Here is a 17,861-nt window from a genome sequence, read left to right as displayed (position 1 = left end):
AAAAAAAAACGGCCCGCTATTTCCATAGCGGGCCGTTTTTATTGAGGCGTCTTAATCGTCCATCCCTCGACCGCTGAACAAGCGGTTGATCATCTCCATCGAAAAGCCCCGATACGCCAGAAACCGGCCTTGTTTGGCCCGTTCTTTGGCATCAATCGGCAAATGCCCGGAGAATTTGCGCTGCCACGTTTCCCGAAGTTGCTCCTGCCAACTGATACCGCTTTCGCGCAGGGCGAGTTCGATATCGGCACGTTGCAAACCGCGTTGGCTCAGCTCCTCACGAATCCGTAGAGGGCCGTAGCCGGAACGGGCACGGTAGGAAACAAAGCTTTCAAGGTAACGGGCTTCGGAAAGCAGCCCCTCTTCTGTTAAACGGTCGAGGGCTGTTTCGATCATCTCCGTCTCAGCGCCGCGCTGACGCAGCTTGCGCGTCAGCTCGACTCGACCATGCTCGCGGCGTGCGAGCAGGTCCATAGCGGTTCGCCGCACCGCGACGAGGGTATCGAGTACGGCGGAGGTCATCGCTGCAATCAGATATCAGCGTCGGCCAGGTCGTCTTCAGTCTCTTTGACTGCAGAGGCCTTGGAGTCGATCACTGCCGGCGTCAGCAGTTTGTCACGCAGTTGCTTCTCGAGCTTCGCGGCGATTTCCGGGTTGTCCGCCAGGAACTTGGCCGAGTTGGCCTTGCCCTGACCGATCTTGGTGCCTTCGTAGGCATACCAGGCGCCGGACTTCTCGACGAAACCGTGCAGCACACCCAGGTCGATCATCTCGCCATTGAGGTAGATGCCTTTGCCGTAAAGAATCTGGAACTCGGCCTGACGGAACGGCGAAGCGACCTTGTTCTTCACAACCTTGACGCGGGTTTCGCTACCGACCACTTCGTCGCCTTCCTTCACCGCGCCGGTACGGCGGATGTCGAGACGAACCGAGGCGTAGAACTTCAGCGCGTTACCACCGGTGGTGGTTTCCGGGCTGCCGAACATCACACCGATCTTCATACGGATCTGGTTGATGAAGATCACCAGGCAGTTGGCGTTCTTGATGTTACCGGTAATTTTACGCAGCGCCTGGGACATCAGACGGGCTTGCAGGCCCACGTGCATGTCACCCATTTCGCCTTCGATTTCAGCCTTCGGTACCAGGGCAGCCACGGAGTCGACGATGATCACGTCAACGGCGTTGGAGCGCACCAGCATGTCGGTGATTTCCAGCGCCTGTTCGCCGGTGTCCGGCTGGGAAACCAGCAGGTCGTCGACGTTGACGCCCAGCTTGCCAGCGTACTCAGGATCGAGGGCGTGTTCAGCGTCGACGAATGCGCAGGTCGCGCCGGCTTTCTGAGCCTGGGCGATCACGGACAGTGTCAGTGTGGTTTTACCGGACGATTCCGGACCGTAGATTTCAACGATACGGCCTTTTGGCAGGCCGCCAATGCCGAGTGCGATGTCCAGACCCAGAGAGCCAGTGGAGATAGCCGGGATCGCCTGACGGTCCTGATCGCCCATACGCATCACGGCACCCTTGCCGAATTGACGTTCGATCTGACCCAGGGCCGCAGCCAAGGCTTTCTTCTTGTTGTCGTCCATTAAAGTCCTCACGTAATCAATAAGGCCTGACGGCCAACACCTGTATAAGTAGCCAGTATTATTCCACAGCGTTCGCGGATCGCCTACCCCTGATTTTCGATTTCTCGTGCCGCTAGTCGCAGGAGCCCCTCTAGCGCGGCCTTCACCGTTTGTCGGCGGACTTCATCACGGTTGCCGGGAAAGTGCTGAACCTCACTGGTTACCGATTCGCCAACGCCCCAGGCCAGCCACACAGTGCCCACCGGTTTGTTTGGCGAGCCACCGTCGGGCCCGGCCACCCCGCTGACCGCCACGGCAAATCGCGCCAGGCTTTTGTCCTGCGCACCACGCACCATCGCTTCAACCACCTCGCGACTGACCGCTCCGACCGTTTCGAACAACTCGACCGGCACATTCAGTTGCTGGGTTTTCTGCCGGTTGGAGTACGTCACATAGCCCGCCTCGAACCACGCCGAACTGCCCGGAATACGGGTGATCGCTTCTGCAATGCCGCCGCCGGTACAGGACTCGGCGGTGGTCACATGGGCATTGAGCACTTGCAGACGTCGGCCCAGTTCGGCGGCCAGTTGAGTGATCTCTTTCACGGCATGCTCCGGATCGTGTGGAATGCCTCCACCGTACACGACCCGGTTGCGCTTTCAATACACAGACTCATTCAAAATGTTCGGGCGCGAGCGCTCTGACATACGCCTGACACGCCTGCAAGGCAATCAGTCCGCGATCGCCGGTGTCGGTGATGGCGATAATTCGTTGAGCATGCGCCGGGTCAAGTCGGGCGCGTACGGCTGCATGATCCACGCCGCTGGCGTCGGAGGTGGCTGGCACGTTGCAGCCTTGGGCAACGTCGCCGGCGTCGAGAAGGACTGACAGGCGCACATCAGCAGTGGCAAGACGATCGCGCAGGCGATCCTGATCACGTTGGGCATCGCTCAGCGCTCGGTAATGGGTTTGTTCACTGGACGCGAGCCGTTGCTCCAGCGCCAGACGTTTATCCTGCTCGGCCTGTTGCGCGGTGGCGGCAGTCTGCGTCAGTTGATTAAGGGTTTCGGTGTTTAACCGGGCCTGCTCGGCCAATTGCCGTTCGTAGCGCCACTCCTGAAACTGCCAGGCCGCGGCAAAAGCAGCAGCGGCCAGCAACACAATGCCAATCATTCGCCAGGGGATTGGCATAGCACCACCCTCGCCCGCGCCCAGATTTCCAGACGATCCTGCAAGCCGTTCAACCCGCCGTTGATGCGACGGGTAATGGTGTTGAACTCGTCGCGGTCGGCCAGTGCGTTCAAACCTTTCTGCTCCCAAAACCATGCCGCGGACTCGGCCGCCCATTGCGGTTGTTCGAGCAGTTCAGGCAACGACAGCAGACGCTCATCGCCAAACAGACCGAGGCTGCACTGGCGGTAATTCGAACGGCCAGTAATCTGGATCAACCCGCGTCCGCGGTATTTTTGCCCGTCGCCGTCGGCTTCAGGCGTGTTGCCCAAACGCAAGGCCAACGTACCTGTGTCGTACTTGCTCAGGTATTGGTTATTGCCCAGTTCGCGCACATAACGCAATTGCCCCGACTCGTGGCCGACCTGCGCGAGGAATGCCGCGATACGTTTCGGCGAGTCGATATGACGGCGCGCCATGGCACTGTTGAGCGCCGAAACAAAAACGCCCGCTTGGGAGCGGGCGTTGGGCATGATGTCGATAAGGTTGTTTTCAGTTATTTGCATAATGTTTGATCCTCCCTGGATATTGCCCCGATTGAATCATGGTTGAACGCCAATGCCGCTCAGCCATTTTTTTGCCAGAGTTTTCAGGGTGCTGTCCGGCGCGGGCTCTCCAGGCGATGCGAAGACCCAACCGAGGGTGCCGAAGTTGGCGGTCCAGTTGATTTGTGGCGTCGGAATGATTTCAGTGATGTCGACCCAGAGCAGATCCGGATGAAACATCTCGGCCATATTTCCATCGGTGGAGAACAACTCGACCACCGCGTCGTTGACGATGCGTGCGTAGGTTTTCATCAGGCGTACTCAAAGATGATCACGGCGCCCGGTGCTCCTGAAGCACCCAGCCGGCCAGACTGACTCGGGGCATTGGCGATGCCACCGGCTCCGGAACCGAACCCGGAGCCAGGTGCGGCAATGGCACCCTGCGCGCTGCTGGCAACCCCACCACTGCCCAAGGGTGAGTTGGCACCGTGTCCGGCCAGAGTCGACGCGTTGATGGATATACCTGACGAACCGGCAGCCCCGGCCATGCTGACGATATTTCCACCTTTCGCTGCCTGGCCGGGATACCCCCCGACATACAGACCAGTACCCGGGAAAGTGGTGTAGCCGAGCGATGTCGAACCCGCACCGCCGGGCGCTGAAACCAGCGATCCCAGAGAGCTGGTTCCGCCGGCTCCGGCGTCATTTGCGATCAAGCCGCCGGCGCCACCGCCACCGACTGTTACCACCTGACTGGCTCCAACCGTCGAGGCTGGAAGCCAAGCCTCTGCATAACTACCGGAGGCTCCTCCACCGGCGGCAGAATATTGGGAAGCGACGGTGGCAACAATTCCTGCACTTCCTCCGCCACCGCCGACAACTTTCACCAGCACATTTTTTATGCCCATCGTCGGCACGTAAGTCCCCGACGCAGTAAACGTCTTCACGCCCAACAACCGCCCGGTGAAGCCGTTGCCACCGCTTGCAGAGACCAGCACCCAATTTTCCAGTGCTGCGCTATACGTCACCGAACACACACTGCCGCCGACAATCTCGGCAGGCCGCAATGCACTTGATGCAAGGTTGACCAGCGGCTTGGGCATCAGCCCATTCGGTGCAAACGTACTCGCCCCGGTATTGGCATTACCGGCAGTAAAACGCAGCGCCAATCCGTCCTTCAATACGGTGACGGCGGGCACATAATTGGCCATGTACAGATTGGCCGCACCGATGTCAGTGGCATATTTATCTTCACCTGCCTGACTGAGTTTTTTCACCGCTTGCAACAACTGTGTTGCATCGGCTTCGCTCGGTTCAAGGCCGGCGGATTTGACGACGTTCAACAATTCATCAGTGACGCTGTTGCCCCAGGTCGCCGGGATCAGGGATCCGGGCAATCCTGCTACGACGTCTTCATTGACGAACTTGCCGTTGACCAGCCCGACACTGGGAACGCTTTTTGGATAGTCCACGTTAGTTCCTCAACTGTCTGTCCGAAGCAAGCCTTCCAGCCAGTCAGGCTCAACGGGTCGGGAAAGCAAATTCGGGAAGTCCGGGTCATTCGGCCAATCGCGCAGTGCCTGCCGATACGCCAATAGTTGTTTGAATTCCTCGGAGCGCAACGTCGTGCCCTCGCCCACTTCCAGTTCTTCGGCATCACGAAACACCAGCCACTGGGTGTTTTGCAGAACGTGGTTGCGCCATGCGCGCTCGTGGCTGGCAAGCGTTGCAGGAGAAACGACGGGGTCGGTCAAAACGGGCTGACCACTGGCACTGGCGCCGATGACTTTGCCGCTCGCCTGCCCGGCAAACAGCTCGGCGTATTGCGCCTGGGTGATTTCCACCGCCCCGTCAGGCACTTCGGGAAGTGCGCTGTCGACTCGATCAAAGCCAAGGCTTTGTGCATAGAAATAAATCGTCATGATCAATACCCCCAAACCAGAACGCGACCCGAGATTCCCGGCTCAGCCTTTACACTTCCAGCCAGCACATTTCGGACCCGCGCAACCACTGTCGTTGTCGTGGAGTTCGCGCCGTCAAATGCCCAAACGGTGACGTTGGAGGCACCCCAACCTGCCGGGTAGCCTTCATTGGCAACACCGCCGAGGACAGCATTGGGAAACCTGATCGGCAACGACACCGTCATGTTGCCATTTGCATCAGATCCCCCCGTCACCCACTGCAGGATCAAACCGCTGGGAAACTTTTGATATCCCGCTGTGGCGAACTGTGCGGCGTAATTGACGGAGTACTTGAGCGCAGCGGTGCCATACACCACCCACACTCCAGACTCTCTGACAAAGTTCGCACTCTCACCATTGTTCAACACGATCGAGGCCAGATAAGCCCCTTGCGGACTGATCTGCGTGCCGGTTTTACTGGCCACGGTGACGGGTGCGCTGTTGCGGCAATGCAGGCTGATCGTGGCACCGCTCGGCACCGCAGCGGCATCCGGAAGCGTCACGGTATACGTCGCGTTGCCACCGAGACCGATCGAGCAGCCAACGTCGGCCTGGGTCAATTGGGTGGCGGCGAATATACCGCGAGCACTTGCGTAACTGCCCAGCGCCCGCTGCACAAACTCGGACGTTGCTGCCGAGCGCCCGCCATCAAACTGAGGCGCTGTCATGAACAATGCCGGGCTGCGCAGCGCCCCCAACAACTGATTGTTCGACGATTCGTTCGGCGCCATGCCCGCCGCCTGAACAACGTTGAGAATTTCTTGCGTGACGCTGTTGCCCCATGTCGCCGGGATCAGCGAACCGGGTTTTCCGGCAATGGGGTCCTCATCGACAAACTGGCCGTTGATCAGTCCGACACTGGGCACACTCTTGGGATAGTCCAATGTTCATCTCCTTGATTGAAATACAGTGGGCGCGCAAGCCTTAGCCAATCGCGCTGGCCAGCCAAAGCGGCACTGACGGCCGGGAATCCGCTGCGGGAAAAAGCGCCGAATCAGGCCAGTCGCGCAGCGCTTGTCGGTACTCGAGCAGTTCCAGGTATTGCGCAGCCTTGAGCAAGGTTCCGCGCCCCAGTTCCTGCTCATCGCGATGGCGAGTGACCAGCCATTCGGTCGCAGAAAGGGATGCCTGACGCCAGCTACGCTCCGCTGCCGCGGGCGCTTGATCTGCAACAACCGGCGCCTGGAGGATCACCGGACTTTGTTGCGCGGGCAGTGGGTCGGCAGCTGTCGGCAACTCACTGATCGGCGCGCCGATTTCGACCGCCTGCCCCTCCGGCACTCGCACCATCGACTCGACAAAAGACGGCGCGAACAGTTGGCTGATTGCGTAGTCACCGGTGTCGATCCGTTCGACGACTACGCCGTTCTCGATCCGTGCATAAACGGCCATTACTCGTACTCCCAGATTTCACAGAAGGCGTTGCCGCCGACACCGCTAAGGACAGAGGCGGACGCACTGGTCGAACAAGAACCGCTGCCACCCGAGCCTCGGCTCCCTGAAGTACCGGGGCCACTGAGGCCCATCAACGGGCCACCGCCATCAAACGGGCTCGCCCCACCACCGCCAGCCAATACGCCCCAATTGGCGTTGTACATGGCGTAACCACCGCCCACTCCACGTGCGTTAGCCAAGTTGCCACCCGTGACGGCTTGCCCTCCGGCGCCACCCTGAACGAAGCCGACTGCCGTGGCTGTCACGGGGAAGGTCAGGATTTGCCCGCCCATGCCTCCCGCCGCGCTCATGTAGCTGCCAAAAGAAGCACCACCACCGGCCTGCCCCATCGCGTTACGTGAGGCGCCACCCGCTCCCAGTGAAACCGGCACGCCGGCCATCATTTCCGCGCTCACGTCATACAAACTCTCGCCATAGGCGCCACCACCACCGCCACCGCCGATGCTGTGATAACCCGCCGCCACCGGTGCACAGCCTCCCCCCGAGCCACCGGCTCCAACCAGACGCACACGAATGCGCCGGGCTCTTGGGTTGGGCTTGTAAACCGTGATCCCGACCGTCTCGAACTGTCGAACTCCCAGCAACCGCCCCACCGCATCGGTGATGCCGTAACCAGCCAACGTGGTTGGGGTATTTTTCAGTTTGCTGAAGTCGACCAGGGCACCGATCGCCGTCGCCAACTGATCGTTTTTCGTTTCATCCGGCGTAATCCCGGCGGCCTTGATCGCATTGAGAATTTCTTGCGTGACGCTGTTGCCCCACGCGGCTGGGATCAACGACCCCGGCGAACCGGCGAGCGGGTTTTCATCAACGAAGCCGCCGTTGACCAGCCCCACCCCGGGAATACTTTTTGGATAATCCATTGCACTGCTCCCTGTACCGAAATCAGTTGGCTACGGCCGTGCCGGGTGCGACCGGCCAGGTAATGTCGTCGGGGAAACCGCTCTGCTTTTCAATGCGGTTCAGCTCGACGCTGTAGAGCTTCCACTCGATCAGCAGCAGTTGTTCGTCATGGCTGGCATCGCCGATGTCTTCGGCGTATTGCAGGGGCGCGATGCGCAGGACGGCGTCGCGCAGTAAGGCATCACGTTTAGCGAGAACGATGCGTTTGCAATCCGCCAGTTGCGCAACTTCATCGACCCGCCAGGCGTTATCCACCCAGACGTGAAAGCCACCCGGCCAAGGCAACCGGGTGAAGCCTTCCGGCAACTCGCCCAGTGCGGTCCAGGTTTCCCGGATGCCCGTGTCAGTTCGATAAACATCGCCGCGGCAATCGATCTGCTGTTGCAGCGAGCCGTTGTCATAGGCCCAGGCAAACCCCTCGGGCGCCGGCGACAGTTCGATGCTTAGCGTCACCGCATTGCTGGGCAACTGCAGACCGATTCCCGGCACGAGCGGGAACTCGACAGGGCCGACCAGGGCACCGCTGTCATCTATCAGATAATTGAACATGGGCACCTCAGATCAGTTTGATTCGCGCGGGAAGGGCGATGTTTCGCGGTCGGGTTTCGCCGGCGAAAATGCCGATATTGCCGATGAATGTGTCGGAGTCGAATGCCGGGTTGGGATAGGTCGTCGCAATGGTTCCGCTGGTGGGATAAAAATTGACGTCGCTGGAAACACTCCAGACGGTATCGGGGATAGCAGGCGCAGGACGGTTGGAAGAACCTGTACCGGTCGGCAAGTAGTGGTTGTGGCTTTGCAGTGCATGGTTCTGCAAACTGCCAACGACTCGCCCAACATCCATACCCCGGTTTTCATCGAGGGCTCGCAGAAATTCACCACGAATTTCTGGTATTCGAAAGGTCGACGCACCGTCGCCAGTGGTCCACGCACCTTCTCGGGTAAGTCGAGCCGCTTCGGTCGTCAAGACTCCCGAAGCCTGGGCGAAGTCCCACAGCCAAGGCCATTCCGCACGCTTGAAAAAGTTACCGTTGAGCAGGCCATAACCGCCGGGATTCAGCGCCATTGTGGTTTCAAACGAGGGTCTGCCCAGCGGGGTATTGTCGAAGCGTCCAACCGGCCACCAACTGCCAGCACCGTCACTGCGCAACTGCCACCAGTCCCCACCGCCCATCAGCACCAGAAACGGATAGCCGTTCGCTGACAGATGTGTATGAAACCTAATCCGGTCGCCGCCGGATGCCTGGACTACCAACCGGTTAACCGAGTTATCCATACGACGAACAATCACATCGCGCACACCCAGAGCAGCATTGGCCGCTGGCAATGTCACAGTCATGGGCGCGGTGCCCCCATCAATCAGTACCAGGCCAAGTTCTTGTTCGGTGAGTGTCTTCGTTGCGGCGAGGCGAGTGATGATCGAACGCATCGGGCTGGCGTTGCCGACAATTGACTGAATCGCCTTGAACAACTGAGTGGTGTCCGCCTCTGAGGCCACCAACCCACCCCCTGTAATCACACTCAGAATTTCCTGAGTCACACTGTTGCCCCACACTGCCGGAATCAACGATCCCGGCGTACCCTCCACCGGGTTTTCATCGACGAAGCGGCCATCGACCAGGCCGACGCTGGGGACGCTTTTTGGATAATCCATAGATTGTTCGTTCCTTTGAAATGACAAATGACCGGCGTCGACACAGCGTCTTCTGCGTGCCTGTACACGGTCCGTTTTCTGAAAATAAAAAGCCCACAACGAAGTGGGCCTGGGTGACGCTGAACGAAGGCTTTTCGGCTTAGCTGGAAAGGCCGCTGGCCAATTCGCGAATGGCAACCAACGCTTCGTCACCAGCGCTGCGCGCCAGATCCATGTTGCCCTTGGCAGCCTGTGCGCGAATTTGCGCTTTGGCCTTCAGCCGCAGCGTACGCAGCGCCAGCAGATGGTCGGTCAGTTGATCGGCCTTGCTCAGAATCTGCTCGGCTGCCTGTTTGGCGCTGCGCCCTTTGGCGACCCACGCAGCGACCGACAGTGGCACTTCCTTTTTTGGGTAACCGGCGTCCTGATAGGCCTGTGCGTCGGCGGCGGCCTGGGCGTATTCCATGGCTTTGAGCGGGTCGCCAGCCAATGCGATGCGAGTGCTGTCGGCAGCGGCGTCGACTTTGACGCAAATCTGTTCAACTTCCTGCGCATTCAATTCAGTCTGTTTGTCAGCGTTCAGAACCCATGCCTGACCGTCCCAGTCATGGGCGGCAGAGGGTTGAGGAAGGCGCATTTCGCCGTCGAACTGATGAAGCTCCTGAATAACGATCATCGAATAAGCTCCCAGGACAATTGGACGTTGACGGCATCGGCGAAATTGACCGCGATACCGACACTGTAATCAGTGACCGGATGGCTCTTGATGCCCATGCTCAGTAGCAGTTCATCACTCTCGGCGTTCGACTGGCCAAGGTTGTGCTCTGCCTGATAGCACTGCCACAGCGAGCGCAGATTGGCATGGTCGAAACTGGCGGCCAGCGTTGAAACCGTCACGTCGTTGACGATGTTGTTGGTAAACAACACACACGGGGAAACCGTTGCGGGGTTCCAGCCACCAGCATTATTGGAGCTACCAGCGATCATGGGCGACAGGAAGCAATAGTTGCCTCCCGCCCAGCCGGTTGATGGAAACGCGACCGACGTCACCGCCGTCGAAGACGGTGTCGGGTTGCCGGCAACCAATCGTGCAGAACGAGCATGGGGATCCAGAGGCAGGAAAATTGCGCCCGTTCCGTTGACCGTCTGAGTCCAGGTAAAACGAGCACGGTTGTAGATGGTTCGAACCGTGGGCACCGAGCCCGGTGCGCCGGTCACGATCCAGGCCAGACACATGTCCAGTGCCGTCGACTGGAAGCCGCCACCGGCGGCACCGTTTACCGTTCCTTTCAACGACTCGGGCGTCACGTCATGGATGTTGCCACGCTGCACGTAGAACGTCAGCGCACCGCCAGAGACCTGAGCGCGTAAAAAGTAATGGCTGCTGGGCAACAGATCCACACTGCTCCAGGCCGACGTCACAAAGGTGCGCGAACGACCCAACTGACCATTCACGACTTCCTGACCGAGGCTGATATAAGTGCCTGCCGCAATCGAAACCCTGCCACCACTGGTGGATGCCGCAGCCGGGCTGACCGTCAACCGACCATCGGCGGTGGCCACCGTCGGCAGCGGCAATGCCACCAGCGGCAACGCCAGATCCTGATTCCAGCCCTTGGCCGTCACCGACTGAATCGCTTGCAGCAACTGATCGTATTTTTTCTCGTCCGGCGTCAGACCCGCCGCATTGATCACACTGAGAATTTCCTGCGTAACCCCATTCCCCCAATCCGCCGGAATCAGCGATCCCGGGGTTCCGGTCATTGGGTTCTCATCGACAAACTTCCCATTCACCAAGCCGGCGCTGGGCACACTGTTCGGATAATCCATGGCTTATTCCTCCCTAGTCATAATTGATGTGCACCTTGGTATGCGCCGGTGCGCTGCGGTGAATCAGGCATTCCAGCGCCGAGCCCGGATTGACGCCGAAGCGCTCGCCCCAGTAGCTCGCGCCGAAACGCCGACCCAGCAACAAACGGCCGCCGGTGTTGAGCGTCCACATGAACTGCGCTTCCCACGTGCCCCAGTGCGCCGAGCCGAAACGCGAACGGCCCATGCGCGGGGCTTCAAGTTCGGTGATCGTGGCGTTGGGATAGCCCTGGCTTTTGGCGATTTCGAGGTAGTAACCGACGGCCTGACTGCCGACCGCGAGCAAGCGTCGGCGTACGGCGAGGCGACGGTCGTCGAACAGTGGCGTGGCGCCCAGGCACGGGTCGGGCAGGTTCATCACCCTTTCCCAGTCCGGCACCAGTTCGCTGACCCCGGCCGGGTCCATTTCGTTGAGCAGGTCGGCAGCACGCGCATCGAGGCGCGCCAGTTCGACGGCAACGCCTTGCAGCACTTCCTCAAGCTCCGGCACGCGCTCCGGGTCCCACGCCGGGCCACTGGGCAGCAAGGCGCGCAGTTGCGCCTGATATTGCGCGGCGGTTCTTATGCCCCCCATACACAACCTCCGAAGGTCAGCAGTTCGCTGTCGTTGGCCGTGACGTTGGCCACGGGCGCTGTCAGCACGTGGTCGGTTTCACCGGCGGCGCTGCTGATCGCTTCGCGAATATGGCTGATCAGCAGATCCTCGCCGAGGTCGGCCTCGCGGTTGTGCAGATCGCGCAGTTGGGTTTCGACGGCTGCGCGTACAGCGCTGGTGTCGGGGGTCAACTTCAGGCGATAAGTCACCGGCACCTGAATCGGCGGAAGCACATGCACTTCAGCCGTCACCGGACGCAAGGGTTCGATATATGCCTGAACCTCGGCCAGTTGTTCATCGTTCGGCACCGGTTGCGGATCGTCGTCACGCATGATGTACACGCCGACGGTGCCAGGGCCGAGCAAGCCACCACGGCACCAGGCGCGGGTCACACCCGGCACTTCCAGCGCCCAGGTTTCGTAGTCACTGGCCGAGCCGCCATGGGGAATCACGCGGTAGGAACGGATCACCCGCGAACGCAGCGACTCCAGACTTTCCCGCGCCACGCCGCCGCTGAGTCCCGGCGCCAGCACGACAAAACTGGTGCCGACCACACCGGCAATCGGCTGCACCGGTGTCAGCGCCAGCCCGGCGTCGGCATTGCCGAGGCTGCCGGCATCCAGCGCGGCGATCGTGGTGGTGTTGCTGCCATTGGCCGTGGTGCGTGCGGCGGTGACCTTGTAGGTGCGGCCGTCATTGGTTTGCAGCAGCGTATCGGCGTCGAGCACCGCGCCGGCAGTGGCGGTAAAACTCACCGTGCCGGTAGCCACTTGCGCGGGTTTGCGCGGCTGGTTCAGACGCAGAGCGGCAATGCGCTCCAGGGTCGACTCGTCGGCCTTGTCCGGCAGAATCTGTTCGGCAATCCAGTCGAGATAACCGTACAGACCATAAGCCGCGCCACCGAGGGTACGGGCCAGCACTTGCGCATCGGACTGGCGCAGCGAATCGCCGGCCAGGTCGCTTTGGGTGCGCTTGATCAGCACCGGCAGCGAAGGGGTTTCAAACGGCATAGATCACCTGCCAACTGTTATCGGGGTTGATGTCCAGGCGTTCGCCGTCAGCCAGGGTCAGGACCGTGCGCAGGTTCAAGCGCTGGGCGTCGAGGCGTTCGCTGATGATGTCGATGGCGCTGCAGTGGCCGTCGTCGATCAGCCACTGCAAGGCTTCACGGGCGTAGAACTCGGCGTCCATCTGCGTTTGTCGGGTCAGTTTCACCCGGCGCAGCAGCCATAGCCGCGAGCCGATGCGGTCGTCGGCAACGGTGGGAAACGTGTCGCCCCACCAGCCGAAACGTTCGTCGTCGTCGAGGGCGTCGTCATCGGCGGCGCGGCGCCAGGTGAACAGGCTGATCAGTACGGAGCGGGTCAGTGCAGCGTGGAGATTCGGGCTGATCAGCATCACTTGCCTCCTGCCGGCGCGCCGGTCTGGCCGCTGCCGGCTTGTACGCCGACATGCACGTGTTTGATCTGGCTGATGCCACCGGCGAGTTGATCGCCGGTGGAAACGATCTTGCCGGTCTGGTTGATCACCGGCGTATCGAAGTTCACCGCGCTGCTGGCGCGGATGTTCAGCGTGGCGGTTTCGATGTCGATGATCCGCCCGCGCTTGAAGTGAATCTTGTCGCCCTCGTCGGTGTAGATTGCCACTTCACCCGAAGCGAGCGATTGCAGGCGATAACGGCGATCGGCAATGACCAGGGCGATGGCGTGGGAACGGTCGCCACCGATGAAGGTGACGACACCTTCGGCACCGGCCAGCGGATGGCTGGTGAAGCCGTAAGGTTCGAAGTGCTCCATGTCGTCATTCACTTCGCCGGCGGTGAGGCGCATTTGCAGCGATTGCAGCTTGGATGCCGAATTGGCGAGCACGACAGTGCCGCGCGCCAGCAGGCGTGTCAGTAGGCTCATGAATTGTCCTCAAGAGGTAGGCATCACGCGATCCACTGTGGGAGCGAGCCTGCTCGCGAATGCGCTGGGTCAGGCAATGTGATGTTGAAGCTGCCAGCGCTTTCGCGAGCAGGCTCGCTCCCACAGGGTTCGGAGTCAGGCTCAGGTTTTTTTCGGGGGTGTTGGATCAGGATCGAAGGTATGCGGCGGCGCCACTTGCAGCGTGGTCACCGAGCCTTGTGCCGACAGCGAATAAGTGACCTTGGAGATCAGCATGTCGCCATCGAACCCAAGCACCGGATCCGTGACTTTGACCAGCGTGTTGTGCCGCCAAAGATCACCGTTGGCCTGGCGCCAGCCCTGCACCCGATACGTGGTGGTCTGCGCCCGCCCCATACGGGTGGCGCACTCCCACTGGGCGCGTTGCTGGGCCAGTTCGAATGTCAGCGCGGTGCCCTCGTTGATGATAGTGGTGCGTCGACGTTTGAAGCTCAGATCGGTCGCGCTGGATTCAACCTCGCTGACTGCCGCCCCGCTCTTCTTGTCCGAACCTTTCTGCTGGCCGATCACCCGGTATTCGGAGAACACCTGACTCTGATCCATGGGGGCGTTGGCCGACAGGATATTCTTGCCCAGTTCCAGCGCATCGCTGGCCCGACCACCGCTGCCGGGTTTGGCCAGCACCAGCCGGCCCTGCTCGTCATCGGTGGAGAACACCCGCAGCAACGAGAGCAAACGGTCGATCGACTGGAACACGGTTTCACCCGGCACGATCGTGTGCTTGGTCAGCCGTGCAGTCTCGGGAATTTCATTGACCACCATCAGCCCGTACTCCATCGCCAGTGCCTGCACGATGCTCAGCAACGGTTGCTCCTGCCACTGGTTCGGCTGGTTTCTGGCGGCGCAATCGACCAGATCCTGGGTCTTGGAACTGCCCTCGATGCTCAGGCTGATCTGGCGTCCGTCATAGCTGATCGGCGCCTTGAACACATAGCCGGTGAGCACCAGGTCCTGGCCGATTTTCACTTCGCAGGGGTCACCCGGCTTGATCCGCTGGTCCACCGTCTGCCCCGGCCACTGCCAGGTGATGTCAAGTTTGAAAGTGCGGAACTGGCGCTCCAGATCGGCCGTGATCTCCACGCTTTTCCAGCCGCCGTATTCCATGTTGTTGACGGTCAACGTGACGCGGTTATCCATCTCACTCATGGTTCACTCCCTGGACACTTTCACGTCGTTGGGTGAAAAGCCTGGATGGTTCATCGCGTTGCTCTGAGTCACTTGAGTCACCCGTGTCGCATCGGCAAATTGCTTGTAGGCCACAACCAGCGCCGGCAGGCTTTCCTGGAACGATTTGGTGACCTGTCGCACACCGGATGACGCCACTGCCTTGAGATGGGCCAGCAGCGCTTCCTTGACATCGTTGATTGCCTGGTGGTGTTTGGGATCGGCCTTGTCCAGCATCGGATCAATGGCCACCCCGACAGCTTTCTGCAGCGCTTTCATTTCGTCGGTCACCGGTACTTCCTGACGGGTCACCGGTTGATCCGCCTGATGAGCCACCGAGGGTGTCGACGACAGCTTCACGGCGGGGCTCGCCACTGGCATCGACGCCACCCACTGCGCCACTTTGACCAGCATCGTGTCCTGCACCAGATCGGCCATGGCCTGCGCCGCGGCGTTGGTGTCCTTGCCGGTGGTGATCTTCGGCGCATCAGCCTTGCGGATGGCTTCGAGTTGTTGGGAAACGTCGGCAATCACGCCACGGTAGCCCTCCTTCGCGAATTCCTTGAGCTCCTTGATATCGCCGAGCAAACCTTTGAACTCAGCCGCCACTTCCTTGGGCAACTCCTTCACTGCCTTGACCAGTTCGGTGATCTGCCGGTACTGCTCGATCAGCGGCTTGAGCTGTTCTTTGATCACCTCATAAACGCCGGTCAGGCTGTTACGCAGATTGGCAATGCCGATCCGCGCGGCCTTGATCAGCGTCATCGCCTGTTCGAAACGTGCCACCGCAGACCCCAACAGCGTATCGGCCTTGGCCAGCAGCACTTTCTGTGTGCTGACCGTAGCGGTCGGAAACGGCAACGGTTGGTCTGGATAGAACTTCAGGGTAAAGGTCACCAACCCACCGTCCTGGCGGGTGTGGGTCATGTCGCATTCGCCAACCTTGACTTGCAGTCGCCCCAGCCACGGATGCACCAGTTCACCACTGCCCGCCTCCAGTGCCTTGAGCAGCTTGTCGCGCTGCTCCAGGCAATCGGCGCCGATGATGAATGCGGTGACGTCATGAATCCTGGCCTGCTGGCCGAGATCTTCGAAATACGGCAGGTCGCGCTGCGGATACTCGTGCAACTGACCTTTGCGACCGACCGGGGTTTTCGCCTGATCGATCCAGAACCCGACACCACGAAAGGATGCCGGCAACAAACGGTCACGCCAGTTCATTGGAACCTCCTGCCGACAACGAGCGATAGCCAATGCGCGAAGACAGCGCCAGGCCCGGTTGATTGCTTTGCGGTTGATCGGTGCGCAATCCGGCCGGCGCATTTTCGAAGCGCACGGTCAGGCCGCCTTCGAGTTGTGTGCGGTTGTTGATAGCGCTTTGTTGAATCAGCGCGCCAGAACTCTGTGGCAACGAACCACTTTGCAGTGCACCGTTGCCCGCTGCTTGCGGCGTCACCCCGAAGAACGCCGGCGCCAGCTCTCCTTTGCCTTCGGCATTGGTCTGGCGTTGCGCTTCGGTGAACGTTTCCACCTTGCCGGTGACCTTGGCGATCAGTCCGGCAAAGCCGCCGTCGAACAGCTCTTTGATCGGCGCAATGACGGTTTGCAGTTTTTGCCACAACTCGCCAAACCACTCGGTGATCGGCCCCCAGTTCTTGATGATCTGCCCCAACGGCGTCCATTCGAACATGTTGTGCAAAAACTCGAGTACCGGTGCGGCCAACGCCTGCACCACACCCCACAGCGCCGAAAACACTTCGCTGATCGGTTGCCAGTACATCGCGATCTGTTCCAGCGGCGACCATTCGAACAGGCTCTGGAAGAAGCCTTTGATCTGCTGCGCCGACGCTTGCAATGCGGCCCAGACCGGTTCGAAGAAGGCCACGATACTGCCCCAGTTGTTGACGATCATCCCCAGTGGGGAATAGTCGAACAACGTGCCGAAGAAGTCCTTGATGGCTTGCGCCGCCGGTTGCAGCGCCGTCCAGATCGAGCCGAAGAAGCCAGTGATCGCCCCCCAGTTGTTGATGATCATCCCCAACGGTGTCCAGTCGAACAGACCTTTGAGGAACGCCATCACCGGCACACTCAAGGCCTTGAGCAAGTCCCAGATCGCCGAAAACAGACCGGTCAACGGCGCCCAGTTTTCCAGAATCATGCCGGCGGGCGTCCACGAGAACACCGATTTGAAGAAGTCGATCACCGGCGCGGTGACCGCTTTGACCTTGTCCCAGATCCCGGAGAAAAATCCCGCGACCGGTGACCACAGCGCCGCCAGTGCATCCAGCGGTCGCCAATCGAGGATCGAGCGCAACGTCGCCATCGCACTCACACCGATGTTTTTCACGCCTTCCCACATACCCTTGAAGAACGCGCTGATCGGCGTCCAGTTGGCATAAATCAAACCGGCCGCCACTGCGATACCCATGGCGATCAGCATGATTGGATTGGTCTTGAGCACCATGCTCATCACGTCCATCACCTGGGTCATGCCGGTAACGGCGGTTTGCATGGCGGAGAAAGCGATTGCCCCCGCCGCCAGGCCTTCGACCAGTTTCGGGTTGTCGGCGAGCAGGCTGCCGACCTGGGTCAGCATCGGTTCCAGCCCGACCACCAACGCCCCCACCGCCGGCACCAGCGCGGCGTCCACGGCTGCGGAAACCTTTTCCATCGACGCACTGAACACGTTCATGTTTTGCGCAGCGACTTTCGGCGTGGCGGGTAAATCGACGGCTTTTGCCGCGTCGCCCACTTCGGCCAATTTGCCCTGAAACGCTGCGGCCGATTTGATGCCATCCACAAACGGCGTAATCACGCTGCCGCCCTTGAACAGACCACTGATGTCCAGTTTGCCGAGGCCGGTCTGTTCGAGGTTGTTCTTGAAGCTCTCGACCTTGACTCGCAGCGCCCCGAGCTTTGGCGACAGTTCATCGATGCCGGTAAGCAATACCGACGCTTTAGCTTTGGTTTCTTCTGCCATCACTGCACCTGCTGCATCGCATTGATCCGTTGCGCGTGCTCCAGCGATTCGCGGAGCACATCCAGTGGCCTGGCC

At 60.3% G+C, this 17,861-nt stretch carries 22 protein-coding genes; all 22 read right to left on the bottom strand.

Features of this window, described 5'->3' with window-relative positions; translation table 11 throughout:
* Positions 1-51 precede the first annotated feature (51 nt).
* The 22 genes from recX to GTU76_RS22490 all read right to left on the bottom strand — a co-directional run bounded on the left by recX (position 52) and on the right by GTU76_RS22490 (position 17,786).
* Positions 52-522, bottom strand: coding sequence for a recombination regulator RecX (gene recX / locus GTU76_RS22595; RefSeq protein ID WP_016985719.1), 471 nt, complete (start codon positions 520-522; stop codon positions 52-54).
* Between the two features lie 8 nt (positions 523-530).
* Complete coding sequence (gene recA / locus GTU76_RS22590) at positions 531-1,586, bottom strand: recombinase RecA (protein ID WP_007908746.1); 1,056 nt, start codon at positions 1,584-1,586, stop codon at positions 531-533.
* A gap of 83 nt (positions 1,587-1,669) precedes the next feature.
* Positions 1,670-2,170 (bottom strand): nicotinamide-nucleotide amidohydrolase family protein, encoded by a 501-nt coding sequence (locus GTU76_RS22585; protein WP_180699629.1) that lies wholly within the window; start codon positions 2,168-2,170, stop codon positions 1,670-1,672.
* A gap of 67 nt (positions 2,171-2,237) precedes the next feature.
* The gene (locus tag GTU76_RS22580) at positions 2,238-2,756 is read right to left on the bottom strand and encodes a lysis system i-spanin subunit Rz (RefSeq protein WP_016985029.1); all 519 of its coding nucleotides are present in this window, start codon (positions 2,754-2,756) and stop codon (positions 2,238-2,240) included.
* Positions 2,735-3,301, bottom strand: coding sequence for a glycoside hydrolase family 19 protein (locus GTU76_RS22575; protein WP_180699628.1), 567 nt, complete (start codon positions 3,299-3,301; stop codon positions 2,735-2,737). The genes GTU76_RS22580 and GTU76_RS22575 overlap by 22 nt, the downstream gene beginning before the upstream one ends.
* A 36-nt stretch (positions 3,302-3,337) precedes the next feature.
* Positions 3,338-3,592 (bottom strand): hypothetical protein, encoded by a 255-nt coding sequence (locus tag GTU76_RS22570; RefSeq protein WP_180699627.1) that lies wholly within the window; start codon positions 3,590-3,592, stop codon positions 3,338-3,340.
* Positions 3,592-4,752: a glycine-rich domain-containing protein gene (locus tag GTU76_RS22565; RefSeq protein WP_180699626.1), complete on the bottom strand. Its 1,161-nt coding sequence runs from the start codon at positions 4,750-4,752 to the stop codon at positions 3,592-3,594. Before GTU76_RS22565 ends, GTU76_RS22570 begins: the two co-directional genes overlap by 1 nt.
* 9 nt (positions 4,753-4,761) lie before the next feature.
* Entirely contained in the window at positions 4,762-5,202 is a 441-nt protein-coding gene (locus GTU76_RS22560) for a phage tail assembly chaperone (protein ID WP_180699625.1), read from the bottom strand.
* 2 nt (positions 5,203-5,204) lie between these two features.
* Positions 5,205-6,125 carry a gp53-like domain-containing protein gene (locus tag GTU76_RS22555; protein WP_180699624.1) on the bottom strand — a complete coding sequence of 307 codons (921 nt, stop codon included), beginning with the start codon at positions 6,123-6,125 and terminating at the stop codon, positions 5,205-5,207.
* A 40-nt stretch (positions 6,126-6,165) separates the two neighbouring features.
* On the bottom strand, positions 6,166-6,633 hold the full coding sequence (locus tag GTU76_RS22550; protein ID WP_180699623.1) for a phage tail assembly chaperone: 468 nt from the start codon (positions 6,631-6,633) through the stop codon (positions 6,166-6,168).
* Positions 6,633-7,559, bottom strand: coding sequence for a glycine-rich domain-containing protein (locus GTU76_RS22545; RefSeq protein ID WP_180699622.1), 927 nt, complete (start codon positions 7,557-7,559; stop codon positions 6,633-6,635). The genes GTU76_RS22550 and GTU76_RS22545 overlap by 1 nt, the downstream gene beginning before the upstream one ends.
* A gap of 22 nt (positions 7,560-7,581) precedes the next feature.
* On the bottom strand, positions 7,582-8,148 hold the full coding sequence (locus tag GTU76_RS22540) for a tail fiber assembly protein (RefSeq protein WP_180699621.1): 567 nt from the start codon (positions 8,146-8,148) through the stop codon (positions 7,582-7,584).
* A 7-nt stretch (positions 8,149-8,155) separates the two neighbouring features.
* A complete protein-coding gene (locus GTU76_RS22535; RefSeq protein WP_180699620.1) occupies positions 8,156-9,253 on the bottom strand; it encodes a phage tail protein in 1,098 nt (365 codons plus the stop codon).
* Positions 9,254-9,392: 139 nt separating this feature from the next.
* Complete coding sequence (locus GTU76_RS22530) at positions 9,393-9,908, bottom strand: phage tail protein (RefSeq protein ID WP_180699619.1); 516 nt, start codon at positions 9,906-9,908, stop codon at positions 9,393-9,395.
* The gene (locus GTU76_RS22525) at positions 9,905-11,062 is read right to left on the bottom strand and encodes a phage tail protein (protein ID WP_180699618.1); all 1,158 of its coding nucleotides are present in this window, start codon (positions 11,060-11,062) and stop codon (positions 9,905-9,907) included. Before GTU76_RS22525 ends, GTU76_RS22530 begins: the two co-directional genes overlap by 4 nt.
* Before the next feature lie 13 nt (positions 11,063-11,075).
* The gene (locus tag GTU76_RS22520) at positions 11,076-11,675 is read right to left on the bottom strand and encodes a YmfQ family protein (protein WP_016985041.1); all 600 of its coding nucleotides are present in this window, start codon (positions 11,673-11,675) and stop codon (positions 11,076-11,078) included.
* Positions 11,663-12,706, bottom strand: coding sequence for a baseplate J/gp47 family protein (locus GTU76_RS22515; protein WP_016985042.1), 1,044 nt, complete (start codon positions 12,704-12,706; stop codon positions 11,663-11,665). The genes GTU76_RS22520 and GTU76_RS22515 overlap by 13 nt, the downstream gene beginning before the upstream one ends.
* Positions 12,696-13,094 carry a phage GP46 family protein gene (locus GTU76_RS22510; protein WP_016985043.1) on the bottom strand — a complete coding sequence of 133 codons (399 nt, stop codon included), beginning with the start codon at positions 13,092-13,094 and terminating at the stop codon, positions 12,696-12,698. Before GTU76_RS22510 ends, GTU76_RS22515 begins: the two co-directional genes overlap by 11 nt.
* On the bottom strand, positions 13,094-13,603 hold the full coding sequence (locus GTU76_RS22505; protein ID WP_016985044.1) for a phage baseplate assembly protein V: 510 nt from the start codon (positions 13,601-13,603) through the stop codon (positions 13,094-13,096). Before GTU76_RS22505 ends, GTU76_RS22510 begins: the two co-directional genes overlap by 1 nt.
* 141 nt (positions 13,604-13,744) lie before the next feature.
* Positions 13,745-14,788 carry a phage baseplate assembly protein gene (locus GTU76_RS22500; protein ID WP_150706104.1) on the bottom strand — a complete coding sequence of 348 codons (1,044 nt, stop codon included), beginning with the start codon at positions 14,786-14,788 and terminating at the stop codon, positions 13,745-13,747.
* Between the two features lie 3 nt (positions 14,789-14,791).
* Positions 14,792-16,027 (bottom strand): DNA circularization protein, encoded by a 1,236-nt coding sequence (locus GTU76_RS22495; RefSeq protein WP_016985046.1) that lies wholly within the window; start codon positions 16,025-16,027, stop codon positions 14,792-14,794.
* The gene (locus tag GTU76_RS22490; protein ID WP_180699617.1) at positions 16,014-17,786 is read right to left on the bottom strand and encodes a phage tail tape measure protein; all 1,773 of its coding nucleotides are present in this window, start codon (positions 17,784-17,786) and stop codon (positions 16,014-16,016) included. The genes GTU76_RS22495 and GTU76_RS22490 overlap by 14 nt, the downstream gene beginning before the upstream one ends.
* Positions 17,787-17,861: the final 75 nt, after the last annotated feature.

Source organism: Pseudomonas crudilactis, from assembly GCF_013433315.1.
Taxonomy (GTDB): Bacteria; Pseudomonadota; Gammaproteobacteria; order Pseudomonadales; family Pseudomonadaceae; genus Aquipseudomonas; species Aquipseudomonas crudilactis.
Note: the sequence above shows the minus strand (reverse complement) of the source record. Positions and strands in the feature narration are given on the sequence as shown.

Bases quoted from the DNA above. Each gene is read 5' to 3' on its own strand.
- recX (WP_016985719.1), bottom strand. From the start codon at position 522: ATGACCTCCGCCGTACTCGATACCCTCGTCGCGGTGCGGCGAACCGCT.
- recA (WP_007908746.1), bottom strand. From the start codon at position 1,586: ATGGACGACAACAAGAAGAAAGCCTTGGCTGCGGCCCTGGGTCAGATC.
- GTU76_RS22580 (WP_016985029.1), bottom strand. From the start codon at position 2,756: ATGCCAATCCCCTGGCGAATGATTGGCATTGTGTTGCTGGCCGCTGCT.
- GTU76_RS22575 (WP_180699628.1), bottom strand. From the start codon at position 3,301: ATGCAAATAACTGAAAACAACCTTATCGACATCATGCCCAACGCCCGC.
- GTU76_RS22570 (WP_180699627.1), bottom strand. From the start codon at position 3,592: ATGAAAACCTACGCACGCATCGTCAACGACGCGGTGGTCGAGTTGTTC.
- GTU76_RS22560 (WP_180699625.1), bottom strand. From the start codon at position 5,202: ATGACGATTTATTTCTATGCACAAAGCCTTGGCTTTGATCGAGTCGAC.
- GTU76_RS22550 (WP_180699623.1), bottom strand. From the start codon at position 6,633: ATGGCCGTTTATGCACGGATCGAGAACGGCGTAGTCGTCGAACGGATC.
- GTU76_RS22545 (WP_180699622.1), bottom strand. From the start codon at position 7,559: ATGGATTATCCAAAAAGTATTCCCGGGGTGGGGCTGGTCAACGGCGGC.
- GTU76_RS22540 (WP_180699621.1), bottom strand. From the start codon at position 8,148: ATGTTCAATTATCTGATAGATGACAGCGGTGCCCTGGTCGGCCCTGTC.
- GTU76_RS22535 (WP_180699620.1), bottom strand. From the start codon at position 9,253: ATGGATTATCCAAAAAGCGTCCCCAGCGTCGGCCTGGTCGATGGCCGC.
- GTU76_RS22530 (WP_180699619.1), bottom strand. From the start codon at position 9,908: ATGATCGTTATTCAGGAGCTTCATCAGTTCGACGGCGAAATGCGCCTT.
- GTU76_RS22525 (WP_180699618.1), bottom strand. From the start codon at position 11,062: ATGGATTATCCGAACAGTGTGCCCAGCGCCGGCTTGGTGAATGGGAAG.
- GTU76_RS22520 (WP_016985041.1), bottom strand. From the start codon at position 11,675: ATGGGGGGCATAAGAACCGCCGCGCAATATCAGGCGCAACTGCGCGCC.
- GTU76_RS22515 (WP_016985042.1), bottom strand. From the start codon at position 12,706: ATGCCGTTTGAAACCCCTTCGCTGCCGGTGCTGATCAAGCGCACCCAA.
- GTU76_RS22510 (WP_016985043.1), bottom strand. From the start codon at position 13,094: ATGCTGATCAGCCCGAATCTCCACGCTGCACTGACCCGCTCCGTACTG.
- GTU76_RS22505 (WP_016985044.1), bottom strand. From the start codon at position 13,603: ATGAGCCTACTGACACGCCTGCTGGCGCGCGGCACTGTCGTGCTCGCC.
- GTU76_RS22500 (WP_150706104.1), bottom strand. From the start codon at position 14,788: ATGAGTGAGATGGATAACCGCGTCACGTTGACCGTCAACAACATGGAA.
- GTU76_RS22495 (WP_016985046.1), bottom strand. From the start codon at position 16,027: ATGAACTGGCGTGACCGTTTGTTGCCGGCATCCTTTCGTGGTGTCGGG.
- GTU76_RS22490 (WP_180699617.1), bottom strand. From the start codon at position 17,786: ATGGCAGAAGAAACCAAAGCTAAAGCGTCGGTATTGCTTACCGGCATC.